16 protein-coding genes are annotated in these 22,244 nt (G+C 67.6%); 13 read left to right on the forward strand and 3 right to left on the reverse strand.

Annotation, left to right across the window (positions count from 1 at the left end; all coding sequences use genetic code 11):
* The first annotated feature begins 56 nt into the window (after positions 1 to 56).
* Both J2S53_RS15175 and J2S53_RS15180 read left to right on the forward strand, forming a co-directional pair.
* Positions 57 to 1,634, forward strand: a complete 1,578-nt coding sequence (locus J2S53_RS15175) for a class I adenylate-forming enzyme family protein (RefSeq protein ID WP_456241516.1) — start codon at positions 57 to 59, stop codon at positions 1,632 to 1,634.
* 31 nt (positions 1,635 to 1,665) lie between these two features.
* Positions 1,666 to 3,240 carry an FAD-dependent monooxygenase gene (locus J2S53_RS15180; protein ID WP_456241517.1) on the forward strand — a complete coding sequence of 525 codons (1,575 nt, stop codon included), beginning with the start codon at positions 1,666 to 1,668 and terminating at the stop codon, positions 3,238 to 3,240.
* Between the two features lie 105 nt (positions 3,241 to 3,345).
* Here the strand turns inward: J2S53_RS15180 and pdxR are convergent, their stop codons facing one another.
* Complete coding sequence (pdxR, locus tag J2S53_RS15185; RefSeq protein WP_456241518.1) at positions 3,346 to 4,815, reverse strand: MocR-like pyridoxine biosynthesis transcription factor PdxR; 1,470 nt, start codon at positions 4,813 to 4,815, stop codon at positions 3,346 to 3,348.
* Positions 4,816 to 4,862: 47 nt separating this feature from the next.
* Here pdxR and J2S53_RS15190 point away from each other — a divergent pair, with 47 nt between their 5' ends.
* The 6 genes from J2S53_RS15190 to J2S53_RS15215 all read left to right on the forward strand — a co-directional run bounded on the left by J2S53_RS15190 (position 4,863) and on the right by J2S53_RS15215 (position 11,649).
* Positions 4,863 to 5,315 (forward strand): carboxymuconolactone decarboxylase family protein, encoded by a 453-nt coding sequence (locus J2S53_RS15190; protein WP_456241519.1) that lies wholly within the window; start codon positions 4,863 to 4,865, stop codon positions 5,313 to 5,315.
* A gap of 397 nt (positions 5,316 to 5,712) precedes the next feature.
* On the forward strand, positions 5,713 to 6,930 hold the full coding sequence (locus J2S53_RS15195) for an MFS transporter (RefSeq protein ID WP_456241520.1): 1,218 nt from the start codon (positions 5,713 to 5,715) through the stop codon (positions 6,928 to 6,930).
* 48 nt (positions 6,931 to 6,978) lie between these two features.
* A complete protein-coding gene (locus J2S53_RS15200) occupies positions 6,979 to 8,529 on the forward strand; it encodes an FAD-binding protein (protein WP_456241521.1) in 1,551 nt (516 codons plus the stop codon).
* Positions 8,530 to 8,814: 285 nt separating this feature from the next.
* On the forward strand, positions 8,815 to 10,068 hold the full coding sequence (locus J2S53_RS15205) for an IS701 family transposase (RefSeq protein ID WP_456241522.1): 1,254 nt from the start codon (positions 8,815 to 8,817) through the stop codon (positions 10,066 to 10,068).
* Positions 10,069 to 10,266: 198 nt separating this feature from the next.
* Positions 10,267 to 11,364 carry a transaldolase family protein gene (locus tag J2S53_RS15210; RefSeq protein WP_456241523.1) on the forward strand — a complete coding sequence of 366 codons (1,098 nt, stop codon included), beginning with the start codon at positions 10,267 to 10,269 and terminating at the stop codon, positions 11,362 to 11,364.
* Between the two features lie 15 nt (positions 11,365 to 11,379).
* Positions 11,380 to 11,649, forward strand: a complete 270-nt coding sequence (locus tag J2S53_RS15215) for a PucR family transcriptional regulator (protein WP_456241524.1) — start codon at positions 11,380 to 11,382, stop codon at positions 11,647 to 11,649.
* Positions 11,650 to 11,931: 282 nt separating this feature from the next.
* Here the strand turns inward: J2S53_RS15215 and J2S53_RS15220 are convergent, their stop codons facing one another.
* Entirely contained in the window at positions 11,932 to 13,059 is a 1,128-nt protein-coding gene (locus J2S53_RS15220; RefSeq protein WP_456241525.1) for a TDT family transporter, read from the reverse strand.
* 70 nt (positions 13,060 to 13,129) lie between these two features.
* Here J2S53_RS15220 and J2S53_RS15225 point away from each other — a divergent pair, with 70 nt between their 5' ends.
* The 5 genes from J2S53_RS15225 to J2S53_RS15245 all read left to right on the forward strand — a co-directional run bounded on the left by J2S53_RS15225 (position 13,130) and on the right by J2S53_RS15245 (position 19,154).
* Positions 13,130 to 14,050, forward strand: a complete 921-nt coding sequence (locus J2S53_RS15225) for a LysR family transcriptional regulator (RefSeq protein WP_456241526.1) — start codon at positions 13,130 to 13,132, stop codon at positions 14,048 to 14,050.
* Between the two features lie 65 nt (positions 14,051 to 14,115).
* Complete coding sequence (locus tag J2S53_RS15230) at positions 14,116 to 14,733, forward strand: hypothetical protein (RefSeq protein ID WP_456241527.1); 618 nt, start codon at positions 14,116 to 14,118, stop codon at positions 14,731 to 14,733.
* 273 nt (positions 14,734 to 15,006) lie between these two features.
* Positions 15,007 to 15,642: a DUF5134 domain-containing protein gene (locus tag J2S53_RS15235; protein ID WP_456241528.1), complete on the forward strand. Its 636-nt coding sequence runs from the start codon at positions 15,007 to 15,009 to the stop codon at positions 15,640 to 15,642.
* A 24-nt stretch (positions 15,643 to 15,666) separates the two neighbouring features.
* Complete coding sequence (locus J2S53_RS15240; protein ID WP_456241529.1) at positions 15,667 to 16,815, forward strand: cytochrome c oxidase assembly protein; 1,149 nt, start codon at positions 15,667 to 15,669, stop codon at positions 16,813 to 16,815.
* Complete coding sequence (locus J2S53_RS15245) at positions 16,812 to 19,154, forward strand: heavy metal translocating P-type ATPase (RefSeq protein ID WP_456241530.1); 2,343 nt, start codon at positions 16,812 to 16,814, stop codon at positions 19,152 to 19,154. The genes J2S53_RS15240 and J2S53_RS15245 overlap by 4 nt, the downstream gene beginning before the upstream one ends.
* Before the next feature lie 303 nt (positions 19,155 to 19,457).
* Here J2S53_RS15245 and clpB read toward each other — a convergent pair whose 3' ends face one another.
* On the reverse strand, positions 19,458 to 22,040 hold the full coding sequence (gene clpB / locus J2S53_RS15250; RefSeq protein WP_456241531.1) for an ATP-dependent chaperone ClpB: 2,583 nt from the start codon (positions 22,038 to 22,040) through the stop codon (positions 19,458 to 19,460).
* Between the last annotated feature and the right edge of the window lie 204 nt (positions 22,041 to 22,244).

Genomic DNA, 22,244 nt, shown 5'->3' on the forward strand with positions numbered 1-22,244 from the left:
TGCAACCCTCGAAAAAGTTTCCGAGGATTTCTTTCGCAGCTTTAGGGGATATTTCCATGCTTCCGGTGATGCAGAGCAACAAAGGTCTTTACATGGGACTCGTCGCCGAACGTTCCGTGGCCGAGCACGGCGACAAGACGATCATTCTCGATCACACACCCGAATTGCTTCCGAATTGCGGGGGACGACTGACCTTCGCGGAGTTCGCCGAGCACGTGGACGACACGGCGGCGCGGCTGCACGCGATCGGGGTTCGGCGTGGCGATCACGTCGCGATCCACAAATCCGAAGGCATCGACATCAACATCGTCTCGTGCGCGGTTTCCCGCATCGGCGCGGTACCGGTACAGCTGTCCTCGGCACTGGACGCCGACAGCGTGGTCGCGTTGCTGCGTAGGCTCGGCGAGCCGTTCATGGTCACCGATGTGCCCAAGTTGGACGGTCCGTTCCGGAACGTCGAACTGAGCTCGATCACCAAACGTGTCGTCAGCGTGTCCGATTCCCGTCCCGGTTCGGTGTCCCTGGACGAGTACGCGGGCGCTCCTCGACAGGAACCGGTACTGATCCACCCGGACCATCCCGCCCTGATGACGCACACCTCGGGAACCACCGGACTGCCCAAACTCGTGATGCATTCGGCGCGGACACTGCACGGTCGCTATCGTCCGCAGGCGAAGCTGTTCGACATGATCCGCGAGCGGGAAACCGTGGCGATGCACGTCTCCTATGTGCACTCGCGGATGCCACTGGCGCTCGCCGTGCTGATGCCGCGCGGCAACCCGATGGTCGTGATGAACGATTCGGACCCGGCGAAGGCGGCGAAACTGTGGGAGGAAACGCAGCCCGGATTCATCGAATCACACCCCAATTCCTTCATGGAGTGGGAGGAACTGGCCGAGCACCCGAGTCGACCACTGGCGAACGTGAAATATTTCAGCAGCACGTTCGATGCCATTCACCCGAGTACGATGCACAAGCTGTTGCACGCCAGCGAGCGAAGCTCGCCGTTGTTCTACCAGATCTACGGCCAGAGCGAGACTGGACCGCTGGTCGGGCGCGGGTTCACCCGCGAGACGGCGCTCGACGCCGACGGGCGCTGCCAGGGCCACGCGTTCCCGGGAGACACCAAGTTCCGGCTGGTCAGCCGCAACGGTAAAGAGGTCAGCAGGGAGAACCCCGGCTACATCGAGGTGAAGGCCGCGGGGCGCGTGCTCGGCTACCTCGGGGAGCGCGAACGCTACGACACCCAGATCCACGGCGGCTGGTGGCGCGGTATGGACATCGGGTACCGCACCGAGGAGGGGTGCCTGCATCTGCTGGATCGCGAGGTGGACAGCATTCCGGGCCTGACCAGCACCCTGGAAGTCGAGGACGCGGTGCTGGACCGACTGGACGAGCTCACAGAACTGGTGGTCGTACCGGGTGCCGACGAGAAGCCGGTCCCGGTGGTCTGCACCGACGAGGACGCCCCACTGGATCGGCAGCGCTGGGCCGATGCCACCGCGGAATGGCCCCAACTCGCCGAACCGGTCCACATGAAGATCTCCGAACTACCCCGAACGGCGACGATGAAGGTGCAGCGCATAGAGCTTTCCGCTCGGCTGCGACGCGCGAACACCGCGGTCTCCGAGTGAAATCGCGGCCACCGACCTGGAGGAGAGCATCGTGCGAAACAGCGACGACGAGGTGCTGATCGTCGGAGCGGGACCGACCGGGTTGCTCGCGGGGTGCGAGCTGTTGCGCCGGGGAATCGAGGTACGGCTCGTCGACCGATCGCCGCACCCGACCGACGTGCCCAAGGCACTGTCCGTCTGGCCGAGGGTGATGGACATCCTCACCGAACTCGGCACGGGGGACCAGGTACGAGGGGTTTCCGTACCCGTTCGGGCATTTCGCTACTTCTCCGAACGGGCTCCGGTGGCCTCGATGAGCTTCACCGAGGAGCTGGCGGCCCGTCAGCTGCCGCAGTACGAGACGGAGCGCATTCTCACCGAACGGCTGCGGCAGCTCGGCGGCACCGTCGAACGCGAGGTACGGCTTCTCGCACTGGAGAACTCGGAACCGGCGACGGACGACCCCGGGGGAACCGTCACGGCGATCCTCGAATCCGCCGACGGTTCCGTCCACCGGAGCAGCGCGCACTACGTGATCGGGGCCGACGGTGCGGGCAGCACCGTTCGGGGCCAACTCGGCGTGGGATTCGAGGGCAACACCTACCCGATGTCCTTCGCGCTCATCGACTCACACGTCGACGGAAGGCTGCCACCGGACGAGATCTCCTACTATCAGAGTACCGGCGGGACCCTGGTGGTGGTTCCGCAGCCGGGAGGGGTTTTCCGATTCCTCTCCGTGCTGCCGGAAGGCTCCGAGATGACTCGGAGTCGGATGCAGTCGGTGATCGACACTCAGGGACCGCGCGGAGTCAGCATCACCGATCCCGTCTGGGAAACCGTTTTTCGGGTGCACGCCCGAAGAGCGGGTGAGTTCCGGCGCGGCCGCGTCTTCCTGGCCGGGGACGCGGCCCATGTACACAGCCCGGCAGGCGGCCAGGGAATGAACAACGGGCTGCAGGACGCGCACAACATCGCCTGGAAGATCGCCGCCGTACTACGGGGGGATTCCCCGAGCACGCTGCTCTCGACCTACGACACGGAACGCAAGGAGGCGACCACACGCATCGTGCGCGACACCGACCTGCACACACGTGCGCTCACCGCACGCACGCGCGGCAAGGCCGTGGTTCGCGACACGGCGTTGCGGCTGCTGGGACGTTCCGGAATCGCGTCCCGGTTCATCGCTCCGGTACTGGCCGGGGTCCGGCTCACCTACACCCCGAACCGCTACACGCAACGTCCCTCGGGACCGTCGTGCCGCACCGATGCCGGGACACGGCTCCGCGGGCGCCCCGGAGCCGCCGTACCGCGGCATGTGCGGCAAGCGCTCGGGGTTGCCGAGTCGGCAGCGGACCCCCGGGGGTGGACACTGCTCGTCCGACCGCCGGAGAACGACCCGTCCTGGACGACCGAGTTGCACCGGATGACCGAACGGCTCCCTCGGTTGACCGTTCTCGGTCCGGACGAATCCGGGTCCGGTGCGAGCGGGATGTGCGTACGAGCGGGATACCACCTGATTCGTCCGGATGGGCACATCGCCGCGCACGGGCACACCGACGACCTGGACAGCCTGCGTTCGGAACTGGATCTCGTGTTCGAGCACGCGGCCACCCCGAACCCGGTCTGACGGCACGGCCCCGTCGTCGCGGTACTCGTGAATACCCGATGCGCCCGTCCCCGGGGATGGGCGCATCGCGCTTCGCACGAGAAGCCACACCGTGGCTGCGATGGTTCAATCCGCGCCGTCCGGCGCTTCGGGCAGCGCCAGGCACAGAGCTTCCAACGCGCCGGAGAAAGCGTGCTCGGGGGGCGTTCCGTAGCCCACCACCAGCCCCTCCCGGGACGGCATGGTGCTGTCGGGATGGCGGTACGCGTTCAACCCGTCCAGTTCCAGGCTCTGTCTCCGTGCGGCCGTCACCGACATCCGTTCGGTGTCCGGGGGCAGCTCCAGCACGGCGTGCAATCCGGCCGCGATTCCGCTGACCCGGATGTGCGGGGCGCGTTCGGCGATCATTCCCGTGAGCAGATCACGTCGACGGCGATACACCCGCCGCATCCGACGCAGATGTCGCTCGTAGGCACCGAAGGAAACGAAATCGGCGAGCGTCAACTGCCCGGTCACCCCGGTGGAAAGCTCACGCGGCCCCTTGACGTCCAGGACGTCGTCCACCAGGCGCTCGGGCAGCACCATCCAACCTATCCGCAGCGCCGGGGAGATACTTTTGCTCACCGACCCCATGTAGACCACTCGCTCCGGATCCAGTCCCTGTAGCGCGCCCACCGGTTCACGGTCGTAGCGGAACTCGCCGTCGTAGTCGTCCTCGATGATGAGTCCGCCGGTCGAGCGCGCCCAGTCGATGACGGCCGAGCGGCGCTCGGGATGCAGCGGACCCCCCGTGGGGTACTGGTGTGCGGGTGTGAGAAGCGCGGTCCCCGACCCGCTGTCCGGGATCTCGTCGACACGCGCGCCGTGCTCGTCGATCGTCAACGGCACGGTCGGCGACCCCGTCTCGGACACGATCTCGCGGTGAAAGGCCAATCCGTAGGACTCCACGGCGACGGCGCCGTCCAGAATCGTGCTCAACAACCGCAGGCCGTGCGCGAAGCCGGCGCAGATGACGATGCGCTCCGGTTTGGTCCGCACACCGCGCGCACGAGCGAGGTAATCCACCAGGCTGTCGCGCAGTTCGACACGGCCACGTGGATCGCCTACGCCGAACGCCTCGTTGGACGCGTTCGTCATGGCTCGCCGCGCCGACCTCATCCAGTCGGAACGCGGGAAGGCAGCCGCGTCCGGCGAACTGGGTTGCAGGTCGTGTGTCGGCCTGCGCGGGGAGCGGCGCGCCGAGAGTCGGGAACGTTCGGACTCCAGTGGAACCGCCCGAGGTGCCACCCGCGTGCCCGACCCCTGCTTCGAGGTCAGCCACCCCTCCTCGACCAACTCGGCATAGGCGTCGGCGACAGTGTTGCGGGCGATCCCCAGGTCGGTGGCCAACGACCGGTACGGCGGCAACCTCGTTCCCTGCGTCAACCTACCGGAGCGAATCGATTCCCGGAGCGCTCGCATCAACTGGTCCCGGCGACTGCCCGTGCCGTCGAGTTCCAGGTGCAGGTCCGCCCCGGAACCCGATTCTCCCGCGACGTTCGGCTCCGTCGCGGAGCGCGCCGTTTCATCGGTGGAATTGACCCAAGAATCCATCACGGAAATGAACCATACACAGCCCGGAAATCCCCTTTAAAGTCATGGCCATGGATAAAGTACAGATTCCCGAACGGATGAACCTGACCAAGGTCGCGCCCAAGGTGTTCAAGGCAGTGGTGGCCCTCGACACCGCGGCCAGGGAGGGACTCGACCCGGTCCTGCTGGAGCTGGTCCAGATTCGCGCGTCGCAGCTCAACCACTGCGCCTACTGCATCGACTACCACACCACGGACGCCCGCAAGGCCGGTGAGACCGAGGACCGGATCTACCAGCTCAGCGCCTGGCACGAGTCCAGCCTCTACACCGCGAAGGAACGGGCCGCCCTGGAGCTGACCGAGTCGGTGACCCTGCTTCCGCAGGGCGTGTCCGACGAGGTCTACGACCAGGCGGCCAAGCACTTCGAGGAGCAGGAACTGGCCCAGCTCATCGCGTTGATCTTCACTGTCAACACCTGGAACCGGATGAACGTCACCACCCGCAAGACCCCCGGTACCCAGTAAGGACCGATCCCCGGCAACCGGTCCGGAACAACACCCGGAAAGCCGGTCGGCCCCGGGATCGGCATACCGGCAGGCACGGCGGACGGATCCGCTCTCCGGGCGGTTCCGTACCGCGCGGCCGCCCGCCGATCCCGGACACGGATCCGGATTCGCTGTGCCCCGGAACAGCGGGGGAACGGAACCGGATCGAAGTCCACAATTCCCGACGCGATTCGCCACGAGGGTTCGTCACCCGATCTCGGCGCGCGCCGAACGGTGTGGACCGAAAAAGTTCGGCGACGAACGACAACAATTCGTCGCCGAACGACGGAAAACGGTAAGGACGGTGGCCGTATCCCCGTGGCCACCGTCCCTACCCGGTATTGTCGTATCCATTGTCGGAAGGGCTGATGGCGTCGTGACAACCGCCCCATCAACGCCCGCCACTACGAGTACCGGCCGCTCACCACTCAAGGGGTGGCTGGCGGTCCTCGCGGTGACTCTGGGCATTTTCGCATTGATGACCTCGGAACTGCTACCCGTCGGTCTGCTCACCCCGGTCGGTGACGCACTACGGGTTTCCGAGGGGACCGCCGGACTCATGGTGACCGTCCCAGGACTGGTCGCCGCGTTCTCCGCACCGGTGGTCACCGTACTGACCGGGCGAATCGACCGCAGACTGGTGCTGGCCGTGCTGATCGGCCTGGTGGGAGCGGCGAACCTCGCCTCCGCCTTCGCCACCAATTTCGGAATCGTGCTCGTCGCCCGCTTTCTGATCGGGATCAGCGTCGGCGGTTTCTGGTCCATAGCGGGCGGTATCGCACTGCGACTCGTTCCCGAGCACCAGGTCGCGCGCGCCACCGCCGTGATCTTCGGGGGTGTCGAGACCGCTTCGGTACTCGGTGTACCCACGGGAACGTTCATCGGCGATCTCAGCAACTGGCGCACCGCGTTCGCGGTCGTCGGCATCCTCGGACTGGTCTCGTTGACGTTCATAGTGTTCCTGGTCCCCCGCCTGCCCGCGGAGCAGACGCTCCGGTTCTCGGAGCTTCCCCGGGTGTTCCGCTCCAACGTCGGAGTGCGGGTCGGCGTCGCCATGACGTTTTTGATCATCACGGGACACTTCGTGGCCTACACGTTCGTCCGACCGCTGCTGCTGGAGGACGGAATCGGCGGTGAGCTGATCGGCGGACTGCTGCTGGTCTTCGGCGTCGCGGGCATCTGCGGCAACTTCATCGCGGGCGCACTGATCCGCACCCGGCTGCGGGAAACCATCATGGGCCTGTCGGTCGTGCTGGCCGTCGCGATGACGCTGTTGGCCGTGGTGGACACCAACACGCTCTCCGCGGCGGGAATCCTGATTCTGTGGGGCCTGGGGTACGGCGCCGTGCCGGTCACGATGCAGACCTGGATCCTCACCAAGGCCCCGGACACCACCGAAGCCGCTTCCTCGCTGTACGTGTCGATGTTCAACCTCTCCATCGCGCTGGGCGCGCTGTTCGGCGGCATGGCAGTGGACGGAATCGCGGCCAGCAGCGTGCTCTGGATCGGCGGCGCTATGGCAGCGGTGTGCCTGCTCGTCGTCCTGCGCACCACGAACTCCAACAGGAGCGAGCCGAATCGGGCCGACTCCTGATCAGACGTTCCGTCGCGAGTTACCCGTTAGTTTTCGAAAGCGAGAATCATGACTGTCCTCGGTATCGACGAGCACGAAGCCGACACCGACCACTCGTCCGGGCACGTGGACGAGACGGATCCCCGCTACGAGGATCTGGTCAAGCAGGCCAACAACAGGAGGTTGACCCCTCGCCCCGCCTCGTTCCGCGTCGCACGCGACACCGCGCAGGTGGTCCGAGCGGTCGAGGACGCCATTCGTGCGGACAAGCGCGTGTTCGTACGCAGTGGCGGACACGGCTACGAGGACCTGGTGGGGGACAAGACCCACGACCTGCTCCTGATCGACCTCAGCCAGTTGAACACCATCCGGTTCGACTCCACGATGCGGGCGTTCGAGATCGGGGCCGGTGCCAGAATCGCCGAGGTGTACCGGACGCTGTATCACGGTTGGGGTGTCACCGTGCCGGCCGGTGACAGTGCCACGGTCGGATTCGGCGGGCACGTCGTCGGCGGCGGCTACGGTTCGCTCAGCCGCGCCCACGGCCTGGCGGCCGATCACCTCTACGCGGTGGAGGTCGTGGTGGTGGATGCTTCCGGTCACGCACGTTCGGTCGTCGCGACCAGGGAGGCCAACGATCCCAACCGAGATCTGTGGTGGGCGCACACCGGTGGTGGGGGCGGCACCTTCGGTGTGGTCACACGTTACTGGTTCCGTTCCCCATCCGCCGAGGGAGCCGATCCGACCCGGCTACTCCCGCGACCGCCTGCCGGTCTGCTCAGCTCCACTTTGCTGTTCCCCCGTTCCGTGGTGGACAAGGGCGTGCTGCAGAAGCTACTCGGGAATTTCGGGCGTTGGCACGAGAGAAACAGCGCACCGGACTCGCCCTACAACGGCCTGTTCGCGGGCATCGTGCTACCGGGTAGGACGTCCGACGAGGACATGGCGGCCGTGGCGTTCACGCACGTGGACGCGAGCCTGCCCAACGCGGAAGGACTGCTGCGGGACTATCTGGCCGAACTGACCGACGGCCTGGGAGTCGAACCCGTGACGGTGCCCACCGAGACGGTGTCCTACCTGGCGGCCAAGAAGGCGCTCGCCGCCGCGCAGGACGGGGAGGTCGGGAGACAGAAGGCCAAGTCGGCATTCCTGCGGAGTGCCTACACCGACGAACAGGCCGGTGTGCTGTACGACTACCTGAACAGCACCGAGCACAGCCATGACACCAGCCTGGTGGCGCTGCAGTCCTACGGCGGCCGGATCAACGAAGTTCCCCCGCACGCCACCGCTTCCGCGCAGCGCGACTCGGTGATGCAGGCGTTCTTCATGAACACCTGGCACGAGGAGGACAATGACGAGGCTGGGCTCGACTGGATGCGCCGGTTGTTCCGCGACCTGCACGCGGGAACAGGCGGAGCACCTGTTTCCGACGAGATCACCGACGGGTGCTACGTCAACTTCCCCGACACCGACATGTCGGATCCGGAGTGGAACACCTCCGGAGTTCCCTGGCAGGAGCTGTACTTCAAGGAGAACCACGCCGCCCTGCGGCGCGTCAAGGCGGAATGGGACCCCGGAAACGTGTTCCGGCACGCACTGTCGATCCGGCCGAACGACTGATCCGATCAGTCGACCAGGAGTCGGTCCGCCGGGAGCAGGAAAACCGTAGCACTTCCGGCGCAAGCAATGAGAAGTTTATTGCGGCTCTTGGGGGCTGGAATTTTTCGGCCCCCGAGAGCGAACCTGGCACCGGGACAACCAAGATCAGCATGTTCCACGATTTTGTATCCGAGCCCTCGTCGAGGAGAAGCGGATACGTACAGCATGTGAGGGTGAGGCGACAAGCCGGTAACGGTGGGCGCGTCGCTTCGGAAAACCCGTAGTCACGAAGAGACTGGGGTATCGATGCTTCCATTGGATCATCAGGAAAAGAGGACCGAGGACGGCTCGGGCGAGTTATGTTCGGACGAGCTTCTCGCTGACCTGTGCCCGATACTATTCGCTTCACTGGCCCGTTCGGACCAGCGACGAAAGGGCATTAATTATCTGCTCGGCCTCTTACGCGCACCGGGACGGAAAACGGTTCGAAACATCGCGGCTTTTCTGGGTGATCATGTCAACGAGCAGAGTCTGCATCATTTCATCAATGATTCCACCTGGGACTGGAAACCACTGCGGGAGGCGTTGCTCCGCTATCTGGCTCATCGGGATCCACCGCGTGCCTGGGTGCTGCGGCCGATGCTCATTCCGAAGTCAGGCGAGCACTCGGTCGGCGTCACCAGGATTTTCTCCCCCAACAGGGGGCAAGTACTCAACGCCCAACAGGCCGTGGGCGTTTGGGGAGTTTCCGAAGCGGTCTGCAACCCGGTGAACTGGCGACTCAACCTTCCCCAGGCTTGGTTGGAGGACGAGCGAAAGCGAGAGTGCGCCTCGGTCCCGCACGACTCGGTGGCCGAGAGCATGGCGACAACCGCCGTGCGGGCGTATCTGGACCTTCCCGCACGCCACGAGCTCAAACAACGGCCGGTTGTGGTCGACGCCCGCGGACTGGGAACCACCGAGATGGTCGAGGAACTGCGTGCCGAGGGGGTTCCGCAGATGACGCGGATCACAGGTGACACCACACTGATTCCCAACGATCCGTCGTTGTCCGGTTGGGGGACGGAGCCCGCGCTGGCGAGCAACATTATACGCGCGATCCGGGACAGCCGAACTCGTGTGGCCCCCACTCCGCCGAATGGCACGGGCACGGTCGAGCTCGCCGCGACCACGCGTGTAAGCACGCTCGGACGTCCCGGTACGACGGGACACGCGAAGCGGGGCGGACGTTTCCTGCTGATGGGAATCGGCCGAGGCGGCGGCACCTGGCCCGAAGAGCTCTGGCTGACCGACCTGACCACCGCGCACACCAACGCGTTGTATCGGCTGGCCAGGCTCGACCGATATGTCGAGCGCAAGAGCGGTGAAGGGGCGGAACAGCTCGGGATCATGGATTTCGTGGGCCGATCCTTCGCCGGGTGGCACCGACACTTCACCCTGGTGTCGGCGGCACACGTCCTATACGAGCTGGGTAGGCACGGACAGACGTCGGTGTTTTCCAGCTATCGCCCCGATGTGGAACCGGCTGGTCGTGGCACGCGTCCGTCGAAGCTGCCGTAGCCCGCCACGTCCACGCCCGGGCCAAGCAATCGAATTTCCGAACAGTCCTCCGTGGAACTGGCTCATCATGTCCGCGGAGTTCATTATCGACGCCTATGTACTGCCGCGAGGACCGGACGGACGGCGTGCCGAACAAGGCAGCCGTCCCCGGTTCGCGTGTGATCGCGCCGGGGCGTCCGCGAACGGAAGAAGGTAACCGTGCGAACGATCGACCCGCTCACGCAGCTCGGGAACGAAGGGGTTTCCCGATGGCTGACCGATCTTGGCTCCGAGGGGAGCGACGAGTCACTGCGCCACAGCGTCCGCGCGGGCGAGGTGACCGGGGCTGTCCACGGACCCGAGTCGTTACTGGAGCGGGTGACGAGCAACAGACGTCATCGGAAGCAGTTGTCCGAACTGCGTGCGCACGAAATCACGCCCGCCGCCGCTGTGACCGAACTGCTCGCCACGGACGCACGGCGGGCCTGTTCGATACTGCGACCGGTGTACGAACAGAGCCGGGCTCGGGACGGCTACGTCACGATCAGCGTGGACCCCAGGTGGGGTAACGACATGGTGGATGCCGCCATCACGCTGTGGCACAGCGTCGACCAGCCGAATCTACTGGTGCGCCTGCCACCGACCGAGGACGGTTTTGGTGCCATCACCGAGCTGCTGGCGCGGGGAATCGGCGTGGATTCCGGTCCGGTCATCACCCTCGAACAGCACGATGCGGTCACCGACGGCTGGCTGGCGGGTCTGGTCAGAGCGCACGAAGCGGGTAGGGATCTGTCACGACTGCTCGCGGTGGTCTCGGTACCGATCGAGCCCGTCGGCAGCGAGTGCGTGCGGGAGCTGGACGCGGCGTCGTCGACACGGCATCCGAGGTTGGGCAGCGAAGTCGCGCTGGCAAAGGCGAGACTGCTGTTCCGCAACCACGAGGAGCGGCTCACCGACCGTCGATGGCGCGAGCTGGCGGATCTGGGTGCGCAACCGCAACGAATCCGATGGACCCACTTGGAGCCGGCCACGTTCCTGTCCGAGAACGAGTACCGCTACGTGGAGGAGCTCGTCGTGTGGGACGCGATCGCCTCCATGCGACGACGAACGCTGCGGCGGTTCGCCGAGCGGGGGATGCCGCGAGGAGACGCGGTGACCGACACCCAACGGGAAGCCGAGCGAGTGTTCGACTCCTTGGAGAGCCTCGGTGTGAACCACGAGGCGGTCAACGAGGCGGTCTGTGACCGCTTGACGCACGATCATGTCAGCACCTGGGACGAGCTGTACGAAACCGCACGTCACGGAGTCGGAACATAGCGGAGGGAGCAGGAGATGTTCAGGGACAGCTTCATCGAGGACACGATCGGTCCCGTTATCGAGTACGACAGGCTGCGCCGTGCCGAACTGACCAGAACCCTCGAAGTTCTGCTGATGTGCTCGGGAGAACCGACCAGCACCGCGGAGATTCTCGGTGTGCACCCCAACACCGTCGAACGTCGAATCGACCGGATAAGCGAGCTGATCGGACCCGTCTGGCAGTCGGGCAGGCCCGCGGCGGAGATAAGGTTCGCGCTCCGGCTGCACAATCTCGTGGAGATTTGAGCGGGAGATCGTGGGGCTGCCTTCGAAGCGGGCATCGGCGGCGGGACTCGGGAAGCAACGATTCGAGGCAGGCGGCGTCGCGGTGCTGCCCCATCCGGAGCGCTGCCCCATCCGGAGCGTCGATCTCGTTCCGGCGGGATCAATGGCCGAATCGCCACCACCGAGGACACCCGCAACACCTCCACCAACATCATTCCAAAGGTGTTGCACCCACCCCTTGAAACCAAGCGGGAAATCGACGCCCCGGCCCCGACCAGACCCCCGGTGGGTCCCGGCTGTCGGTCAGAACAGCCCACCCCGGTAACTGCCGTGTGCCGTGCGCACGGCCACGGTGAGCCACGCGAGCACCAGCAGCAGGTAGAGCGCCACGGCGACAACGGTGAACAGCAGCGAACCGGTGCGGGCGGCCAGGCCGCTGGTGCCGGTTACGACGGTGCCCACCGGGAAGGTGAAACTCCACCAGGTCAGCGCGAAGGGCAGCCCGGAACGGGCGGTGCGGACGGTGAGCGCGGCGGCCAGCGTCAGCCAGACGAGGGCGAATCCCCAGGCGGCCACCCCGTAGAACAGACCGAGGGCGTCGGCGGCCGCCCCGTAGGGCGCCGGCAGGACGCTCCCGGCCGGACGGGCCAGCAGGTTGACCGCCGTGACGGACTGCCCGAGCGGGCCGAGCACGATCCACACGGTGGGTACGGTCGCCGCGGCGCCGATCTTGTGGCGCAGCAGGCGCTGCCAGAGCTGCGGAACGATGAACAGCGTCGCGAACAGGCTGATGCCGAACATCGCGTAGCAGCCCAGCAGCATGGCCAGGCGGGGCTGCCCCGCCGGCAGGTGCTCGACGAGCAGTGCGCCGTTGGCGGCCGAGACCATCGGGGGAACCACGGGCATCAGCCAGCCGCCGAAGGCGCTGTCACGCGTTATGTCGTGCGTGGTCATCATCCGGTAGGGGATCCACGCGGTGGTGAACAGCCCGAGAAGGGTTCCGGCCGTCCACAGTATCCAGTTCACGGTGAGCGCGGGGGCGAGCCCGATCCAGTCCCTGCCCAACAGCAGGGTGCCCGCACCGACCGTCATCAGCGCCATCGGAGGAGCGCCCCAGAACTGGGCCATGACCGGATCGTGGGCATGACCACGCGCCGTCCCGGTGTGGCGGGTCCAGTGCACCGCCCACGCGGCGCAGAGCGCGAGGAGCAGCAGCGCACCGAACGCCCAGACCACGGTGGCCGCGGTACGCACCCCGGGCAACCACACCGGCAGGGTCGCGGCGGCGTTGGCCACGATGCCGGTCCCCATCACGGAGGCGAACCAGTTGGGACCGAGTCGGGCGAAGACCCGGGCCGGATGGTCGAGTTCGCGCAACGGGACGAAGCGTCGCGACGTCGCGGGTTCCTCGGCGAGGGCGGTGCCGGTCATGCTTCCACCCTCGTTCGATTCGTCGCGGCCGAGTAGTCCCTCGTCGATTGGGAGTGCATAAGCTGTGCCTATGTCTTCTCGGCCGTTACCCCGGTCGGTACGCGATCTGACCGGTTACGAGTTGCTGCTGAGCGTGGCCGAACTCGGCAGTATCGGGCAGGCGGCAGGCTCGCACGGCATGTCCCAACCCGCCGCCAGCGCGCGGCTGCGGCAGTTGGAGGCCGATGTCGGCACCGCCCTGCTCGAACGTCGCGCGCGCGGAACCCGGCTGACCACGGCGGGAGAACTCGTGGCGAGCTGGGCGCAGGCCACTGTCGAAGCCGCCTCGGACCTGGCCGCGGGCATCGCCGCCCTGCGGGCCGATCGCCACGGCCACGTCCGGATCGCGGCGAGCCTGACGGTGGCCGAGTACCTGCTGCCCCGCTGGTTGATCGCGCTGCGGGCCGCCGACCCGGAGACCGTTGTCGCGCTGGACTCGGGCAACTCGGCGGAGGTCGCGACGAGCGTGCTAGCCGGTACGGCCGACATCGGATTCGTCGAGAGCCCGGAAGTGGCGAGTGGACTGTCCGCGCGTGAGGTCGCCAGGGACGAGCTGGCACTGGTCGTCGCGCCAGCGCACCCCTGGGCCAACCGCCGACGTGAGCCGAGGGCCGAGGAACTGGCCGCCACCTCGTTGGTCAGCCGGGAACGCGGCTCCGGAACCCGTTGGGCGCTGGAACGGGCACTGCGGGAACACGCCGGGCTCGAAACCGCCGAGCCACTGCTGGAGGTCTCCTCCACCACCGCGATCAAGGCGGCCGTGACCGGCGGGATCGGTCCCGCCGTACTCAGCGCCCGTGCCGTGAGCACCGAACTCGCCGCGGGAACGCTCGTGCGGGTCGGGGTAGCCGAACTCGATCTGACCCGGAGCCTGCGCGCGGTCTGGCCCGAAGGAACGCCGCTGCGCGGCCCGGCCCGCGATCTGCTCGCCATCGCACTCCGGGGGGAGTGATACCGGCGCGGCGATTTCGCGAGAGAACGACGGCCGGGTGAGGGGACCGTAGCTGGGAATGCGCCGTGCCGGGAAGGATGTTCGGGGTGCACGACGCCTTCACGCTCATCCGCCGGGCTACTGAGCTGTTGCCGGAACACGCGCGGGCCGAGAACGGGGCACTCCCGGACGACGTTCGGGACTGTCAGCGGGCTGGGGACTGGGAACTGGCACTCGACCTGCTGCTGCGGATCGGCGAGTCACATCCGGTCCCCGTCGACTTCTGGCGGATGCTCACCGAGAGCGCACGACAACTGAGGCTCACGGAAACGGCCGCGTGGTGTGTGCTGCGCGACTACGAGACGCGACACGGCACGGTCCGGGCACGGCTGAGCCTGCTGCCGACCAGTGAGGGTGGACGACGAATCCCGGTTCCCGGCGACGGACGACTCCGACCGCTTTGGAACATCGGTAACCGCGCTCCCGGAAGTGAGCGGCCTCTCAACGTCGCGGGGCTCTGGTCGGAAGGGCTCGCCGAACTGCCACCGGGGCACAGCGCCACGGTCCGGCTCGCCCCGCTCAGCCCGGAGCAGTGGCGGCACCTGGGCGCGGGCGACGCGATCACGATGCACGAGAGTCGACCGCCCGTCGGCGTCGCGAGGATTATCGAGGTCACCTCGGCCGCCGTTTCCGGACACCGCTGACCGAACTCGACCGGATCCCGCCACCCCGGCGTAGATTTCGCGAGAAATCTACGGCCGGGTGAGGGTGACACCGGCGGCGTCGATTTCTCGCGAAATCGTCGGCCCGGTGTGACGTTGTCCACTTCCGGTGCGGCTTCGGACGAACCCCGGGAACCGAACGGCCCCTCCGGACGACGTGCACGGCGAACACGGTTCGTCCCACGACTCGACGGTCGAGAAACGGAAACGGGCATGCACGGTGAGATGGCGGCAATGCACATGCCACTTTTACCCATGTGGTTACGAATCGTGTGGGCGCTGGCACTTTTAGTGGTGATCTTGGTGCACGCCGGCCACCTGATCGCGATGTCCGGGCAACACCGCGCATGGCACACGGGGCACACGGTCATGGCGGCGGGTATGGCCCTGATGTATCTGTTCCCCCGCATGACGAACCCGGAGCTGTACCGGGTCGGGCTGGCCCTGTTCGTTCTCGTGACACTCACACAGGCCGCCATCACCGTCACTTTCCGCGTCCGCGAGGGTGCGCTCAACCCGCTGTGGTTCTTGTCCACTGTGGACATGGCGGCGATGGCCTACATGCTGCTGGCGCCGACGGCACGCCCGGACTGGCTGAACTGGGTGTTCGTGGTCTACCTGACCTGCCAGGCGGTGGCCTACGGCGTGGGAGCATGGGACCGACTTCCGGTGTTCAACCACCGGGTTCCGGCCACCGTCGCCACCACGTCCACCCCGGCGGCGGAACCCGTCCGGCAGCACGAGCACGGGGTGACACCGCTGACGGCCGAACCCGCGCCCGACCCGACGGCGGGGCCGGTGGTGGGGCTGGTCGCGCATTCCACCGTGGGAGTGCGGGTGACGCTGGCGGTGATGGCGGCGAGCATGGCCTACATGTTCGCGGTCATGTAGCGGAAAACGAGGAGGATGTCGGCGGTGGACCCCCTGACCTGGTCGAACGCGCTGACCAGTTGGCAGCTCTCGCCCTGGGACGTACTCGTGGTGCTGCTGGCCGTGACCTACCTCGCGGGACTGCTGCGGTACCGACACCTCGGCCGCTGGCCGATCCGCCGCGCCGCGGCCTTCCTGGGCGGGCTGCTCGCACTGGTCGTGGCCGTCAACAGCGCGATCGGCGTCTACAGCGAAGCCCTGACCTGGGTGCACATGGTCCAGCACCTGGTGCTGATCATGGCGGTGCCGATCCTGCTGATCGTGGGGCGTCCGCTGGAGCTCTGGGTCGCGGCGAGCGGAACCACCGCATCACGGCGTCTGGAGAACGCGCTGCGAAGCGGGACCGTGAACGCGCTCACCCACCCGGCGACCTCGTTCGTGTATTACACCGTCGTGCTAGTGGTCACTCACCTGACGGTGTTCGCGCAGCTGCGACTGGAGCACGAGTGGCTGCGGCACTTCGAGATCGTGCTGTACCTGACCAGTGGTTACCTGCTCTTCCTTCCCGTTCTCGGCAGCGAACCGCTCCGGTGGCGGCACTTCCCCCATCCGCTGCGCGTGGTGCTGCTGATGGCGGGAATGCTGCCGGACACCCTGGTCGGCGTGGTGCTGATGATGGCTCCCAACCCCATCGCGCCGGGCTATCGCCTGGCCCGCCCCGACTGGGGACCGACGCTGCTGGACGACCAGCACCTCGCCGGAGCGATCATGTGGTTCTTCGGCGACGCCACCATGGCCGTGCTGGCACTGATCACCGTCGGGGTGTGGCTGCGCTCGCGCGGCCCGGAAGCGGGCTTCGGCACGTGGTTGGAGTCCGCGCGCCGCAGCGCGCTGACCCAAACCGCGTCGGGGGCGGCTCCCGCGCTGCGCGACTCCGCCGATGTGGACGCCGACGAGCAGGCGCTGGCCGACTACAACGCCATGCTCGCCCGGCTGCACCAGGGCTCGGGATCACACCAGGGTTCGGGACCGCACCAGGGCACTGATTCATACCAGGACACGGATTCATACCAGGACACGGAGCCGCACTCCCCGGGCGGTTCCACCGGCGAGGCCGCCCCGGCGGATCCCGCCGCGGCCGAGTACGGCACCGGGAACACGTGGCACGACCGGCCGGAGCGGGGGAGCCGATGACTTCGGTGGCACCGTCCGAGGAGTCGGACTCCGAGGGCTACTCGGTGGACCTGGCCGTCACGGGGATGACCTGCGCCGCGTGCGCGACGCGGGTGCAGCGCAAGCTCAACAAGCTCGACGGCGTGTCGGCCAGCGTCAACTACGCCACCGAGAAGGCCACCGTCGAGGCGTCGAGCGGTGTAGCGGTGGAACGGTTGCTTCGGCAGGTCGAGACAGCGGGATACGGCGCGGAGGTGATCCGACCCGACAGCCAGCAGGACGGTGACCCGGCCGACCGGGTCCGCTACCTGTGGCGCCGCCTGGTGGTGGCGCTGCTGTGCGGGGTGCCGCTGGCCGACCTGTCGATCACGCTGGCCCTGACCCCCTCACTGCGGTTCCCGGGGTGGTCGTGGGTGTTGCTGGCTTTGACGCTGCCGGTCGCCACCTGGTGTGCCTGGCCCTTCCACCGCCAGGCCCTGGTGCAGGCCCGCCACGGAACCACCTCCATGGACACCCTGGTCTCCATCGGCATCCTGACGTCCGCCTGCTGGTCGGGCTACACGATCTTCGCCTATCGGGAAGCAACGACCGGCGACCAGGGTCTGACGGGACTGCTGCTGGAGCCCGCCGGATCGGTCTACCTGGACGTGGCCGCGGCGGTCACCATTTTCATGCTCGCCGGACGGCTGCTCGAGGCCAAGGCCAAACAGCGGGCGGGCGGTGCGCTGCACGCGCTGGCCGCGCTCGGTGCCAAGGACGTCGCGGTACTGGACCGGGACGGCAACGAGAGTCGGGTGCCGGTCGAGCGGCTGCGGCGCGAGGACCACTTCACGGTTCGCCCCGGTGAGACCGTGGCCACCGACGGCGAGGTGCTGCGCGGGCACGGCACCGTGGACACCAGCGCGATGAGCGGCGAACCGGTCCCCGTAGAGGCTTCGGCGGGTGACGCGGTCGTGGGAGGCACCATCCTCACGAGCGGCCGACTGGTTGTGCGGGCGACACGCGTCGGCGAGGAGACCCAACTCGCCCGGCTGCGGGGGCTGGTCGAGCGGGCGCAGCACGACAAGGCCCGGACGCAGCGGCTGGCCGACCGGATCTCCGGCTGGTTCGTGCCCGCCGTCGGCGTGCTGGCCACGCTGACCCTGCTGAGCTGGTGGCTGCTCGATGCCCCTCCGGAACGGGCCTTCAGCGCCGCGCTGACCGTGCTGATCATCGCCTGCCCCTGTGCGCTGGGGCTGGCCACTCCCACCGCGCTGCTGGCGGCCACGGGGCGCGGTGCGCAGCTGGGAATCTTCATCAAGGGGCACCGGGCCCTGGAATCCGCCCGGGCGATCGACACCGTGGTGCTGGACAAGACCGGCACCCTGACCACCGGCAGGATGGCCGTAGTCGACCTGCGCACCACCGCGGACACCGACACCGCCACGGTACTGCGGCTCGCGGGCGCCGTGGAGGACGCCTGCGAACACGCCGTGGCGCGGGCGATCAGCTCGCTGGCCGGGGACGAGCTCGGACGGCCGGAGCCGGTCACGGACTTCACCAGCCTCTCCGGACTGGGCGCGGCCGGGACGGTGGCGGGCCGTTCCGTGCTGGTGGGTTCGGCAAGGCTGCTGCGGGAGCGCGGCAGCGAACTGCCCGAGGAGCTCGAAGCCAGGCGTGTGACGTGGGAGAGCCAGGGGCGCACCACGGTCGCCGTGGCTGTGGACGGCCAAGCGCGGGGGATCTTCGCCCTGACCGACACGGTAAAGCCCTCGGCGGCTCGCATGGTCGGTGAGCTGCACCGGCTCGGGCTGCGCACGGTGCTGCTCTCCGGTGACAACACCGCCACGGTGCGAGCGGTCGCCGAACGGGTGGGCATCGACGAGACGCTGGCCGAGGTACTGCCCGCCGACAAGGCCGCCACCATCGCGGGGCTGCGGGAGCAGGGCCGCACCGTGGCCATGGTCGGCGACGGGATCAACGACGCTCCCGCACTCGCCGGTGCCGATCTCGGGATCGCCGTCATCTCCGGTACCGATGTGGCGCTGGACGCGGCCGACCTGCTGCTCGTGCGGGACCGGCTGGAGGTCGTCCCCGAGTCGATCACGCTGGCCCGCCGGACGCTGCGCACCATCCGGGGCAACCTGGCCTGGGCCTTCGGCTACAACCTGGCCGCCCTTCCCCTGGCTGCCCTCGGACTGCTCAACCCGTTGATCGCCGCGGCGGCCATGGCGCTGTCCTCGCTGTTCGTGGTCACCAACAGCCTGCGGCTGCGCAGGTTCGGCACCGAATCGTCCCGCCGGGAAGCGACTCCGGACGAATCTTCCACCGACGGTTCGCCGGTGGACGGAACCCGGGCCGGCAACGCAACCACCCCGTAACGGCGCGGCCGCCCAGTAACGGCGCAGTCATCCCGTAACGGCACTCACCCTGGGGCGGTGTCGATTTCTCGCGAAATCGCCGCGCCATCGACGCAGGACGAACTCCCACCACCCTCGCAGGCAGAGCTCCGACCACCCTGGCCATCGGCACCGCCGCGGGTTCTCCGGTGCGGCTCTCGCGAGGACGCCCCCGACGTTGTGTAGATCGCTACCCGATGTCGGGGGACCCGCAGCGAGAGCCGTGCCAGAGGTTCCGCCCCGGAACCACCCACGAAAGCCGTGGCAACCGGTTGCCGGGAAACGTCACTCCGAGCTCACGGTCAGCCCGTTGTCCTCGGTGGCCGCATCGACCGTGACCTTGTCACCGTCCTTGATGTCACCGGCCAGCAGCTTGCGGGACAGCTCGTCACCGATGGCCGACTCCACCAGCCGCCGCAGTGGCCGGGCGCCGAACACCGGGTCGAAACCGTGCACCGCCAGCCATTCCCGCGCGGGTTGCCGCACGTCCAGGGTCAACCGCCGCTGCGCCAGCCGCCTGGCCAGTCGGTCCACCTGGATGTCCACGATGGAGGTCAGCTGTTGGGTGGACAGCGCGTGGAAGACCAGCGTGCCGTCCAGCCGGTTCAGGAACTCCGGCTTGAACTGGCTGCGCACCACCGACATGACGGCCTCGTCCCGCTCGGACTCCGACAGGTCGGGATTCGCGATGGCCTGCGAACCCAGGTTGGAGGTCATCACCAGGATGGTGTTGCGGAAGTCCACGGTGCGTCCCTGGCCGTCGGTGAGCCTGCCGTCGTCGAGCACCTGCAGCAGCACGTCGAACACGTCCTGGTGCGCCTTCTCCACCTCGTCGAGCAGCACCACCGAGTAGGGCCGCCTGCGTATCGTCTCGGTGAGTTGTCCGCCCTGGTCGTAGCCGACGTAACCGGGCGGCGCGCCCACGAGGCGTGCCACCGAGTGCTTCTCGGAGTACTCGCTCATGTCGATGCGCACCATCGCGCGCTCGTCGTCGAACAGGAACTCGGCCAGCGCCTTGGCCAACTCGGTCTTGCCGACACCGGTCGGACCGAGGAACAGGAAGGAACCGGTGGGGCGGTCCGGGTCGGCCACCCCGGCACGGGCACGGCGCACCGCGTCCGAGACCGCACGCACCGCCTCCTGCTGGCCGATGACGCGCGCCCCGATGGCGTCCTCCATGCGCAGCAGTTTCTCGGTCTCGCCCTCCAGCAGTCTGCCCGCCGGGATCCCGGTCCACGAGCTGACCACCTCGGCGACGTCGTCCGGGGTGACCTCCTCCTGCAGCATCGCCTTGGAGCGGTTCTGCTCCTCGGTGGCCTGCTCCAGCTCCTTCTCCAGCTGGGGGATGCGTCCGTAGCGCAGCTCGGCGGCCTTGCCCAGGTCGCCGTCGCGCTCGGCGCGTTCGGACTCGCCCCGCACCGACTCCAGCCTGCTCTTGAGGTCGCGGACCTTGTCGATGGACTCCTTCTCGCGCTGCCAGCGGGCGGTCAGCTCGGACAGCCGTTCCCGCTGGTCGGCCAGCTCCTGGCGCAGCGAGTCGAGGCGCTCCCGCGAGGAGGGGTCGTCCTCGTTGGACAGCGCCATCTCCTCGATCTCCAGCCTGCGGACGGCGCGCTCGACCTCGTCGATCTCCACCGGCCGGGAGTCGATCTCCATCCGCAGCCGGGAGGCGGCCTCGTCGACCAGGTCGATGGCCTTGTCCGGCAGGAACCGGTCGGTGATGTAGCGGTCGGAGAGCGTGGCGGCGGCCACCAGCGCGCCGTCGGTGATCCGCACGCCGTGGTGCACCTCGTAGCGCTCCTTGAGGCCGCGCAGGATCGCCACGGTGTCGTCCGGAGTGGGTTCACCGGTCATGACCTGCTGGAACCTGCGCTCCAGCGCGGCGTCGGTCTCGATGTGCTTGCGGTACTCGTCCAGCGTGGTCGCGCCGACCATGCGCAGCTCGCCGCGCGCCAGCATCGGCTTGATCATGTTCCCGGCGTCCATGGCGCCCTCACCGGTGGCACCGGCACCGACGATGGTGTGCAGCTCGTCGATGAAGGTGATCACCTGCCCCTCGGACTCGGTGATCTCCTTGAGCACCGCCTTGAGCCGCTCCTCGAACTCGCCGCGGTACTTGGCGCCGGCGACCATCGAGCCCATGTCCAGCGCGACGACCCGCTTGTCGCGCAGCGACTCGGGCACGTCCCCGGCGATGATCCGCTGTGCCAGGCCCTCGACGATCGCGGTCTTGCCCACGCCGGGCTCGCCGATGAGCACCGGGTTGTTCTTGGTGCGCCGGGAGAGCACCTGCACGACCCTTCGGATCTCGGCGTCCCTGCCGATGACCGGATCGAGATCGCCGTTGCGCGCGCGGTCGGTCAGGTCGAGGCCGTACTGTTCCAGCGCGTTGTAGGTGCTCTCCGGATCGGGGCTGGTGACGCGTGCCGAGCCGCGCACCTTGGTGAAGGCGTCCTTGAGCGCTTCGGGGGTCGCGCCGTAGCGGTTGAGCAGCTCACCGACCTGCCCTCCCTCGGCGGACAACCCGACGAGCAGGTGCTCGGTGGAGACGTACTCGTCGCCGAGCTCCGTCGCCAGCTGCTGGCTGTGGGTAAGGGCCTTGATCGACTCGCGGGACAGTTGCGGCGTGGACACCGTGGAGCCACTCGCCGAGGGCAGCCCGTTGGCGAGCTGTTCGCACTCCTCGCGCACCCGTGCCGGATCGGCGCCCACCGCCGAGAGCAGCGAGGGGGTGAGTCCGTCACTCTGCGACAGCAGCGCACCCAGCAGGTGTGCGGGGGCGATGTCGGGATTGCCCGCCATCGTCGCGGCCTGCGCCGCGGCGGAGATCGCCTGTTGGGTCTTGGTCGTCGGGTTGAACGCGTCCATTCCTCACCTCTCTCGTAGCGGCTTCGTCGCCCCGGCGAGGGCATGTCTTCCCGCCATACCCCGAAGGCCGCCCGACGTAACAGCCGCACCACAGCGACTATGGAAACAAACTTGAGCCTGTATGACTCAACTATACAGACACGATCCGACTCTCGTCATCCGCACACGCTCGAACCGGGGGCAACCACGAGTTCGGGGGACGTC

Source organism: Actinopolyspora lacussalsi (assembly GCA_030803735.1).
GTDB lineage: Bacteria > Actinomycetota > Actinomycetes > Mycobacteriales > Pseudonocardiaceae > Actinopolyspora > Actinopolyspora lacussalsi.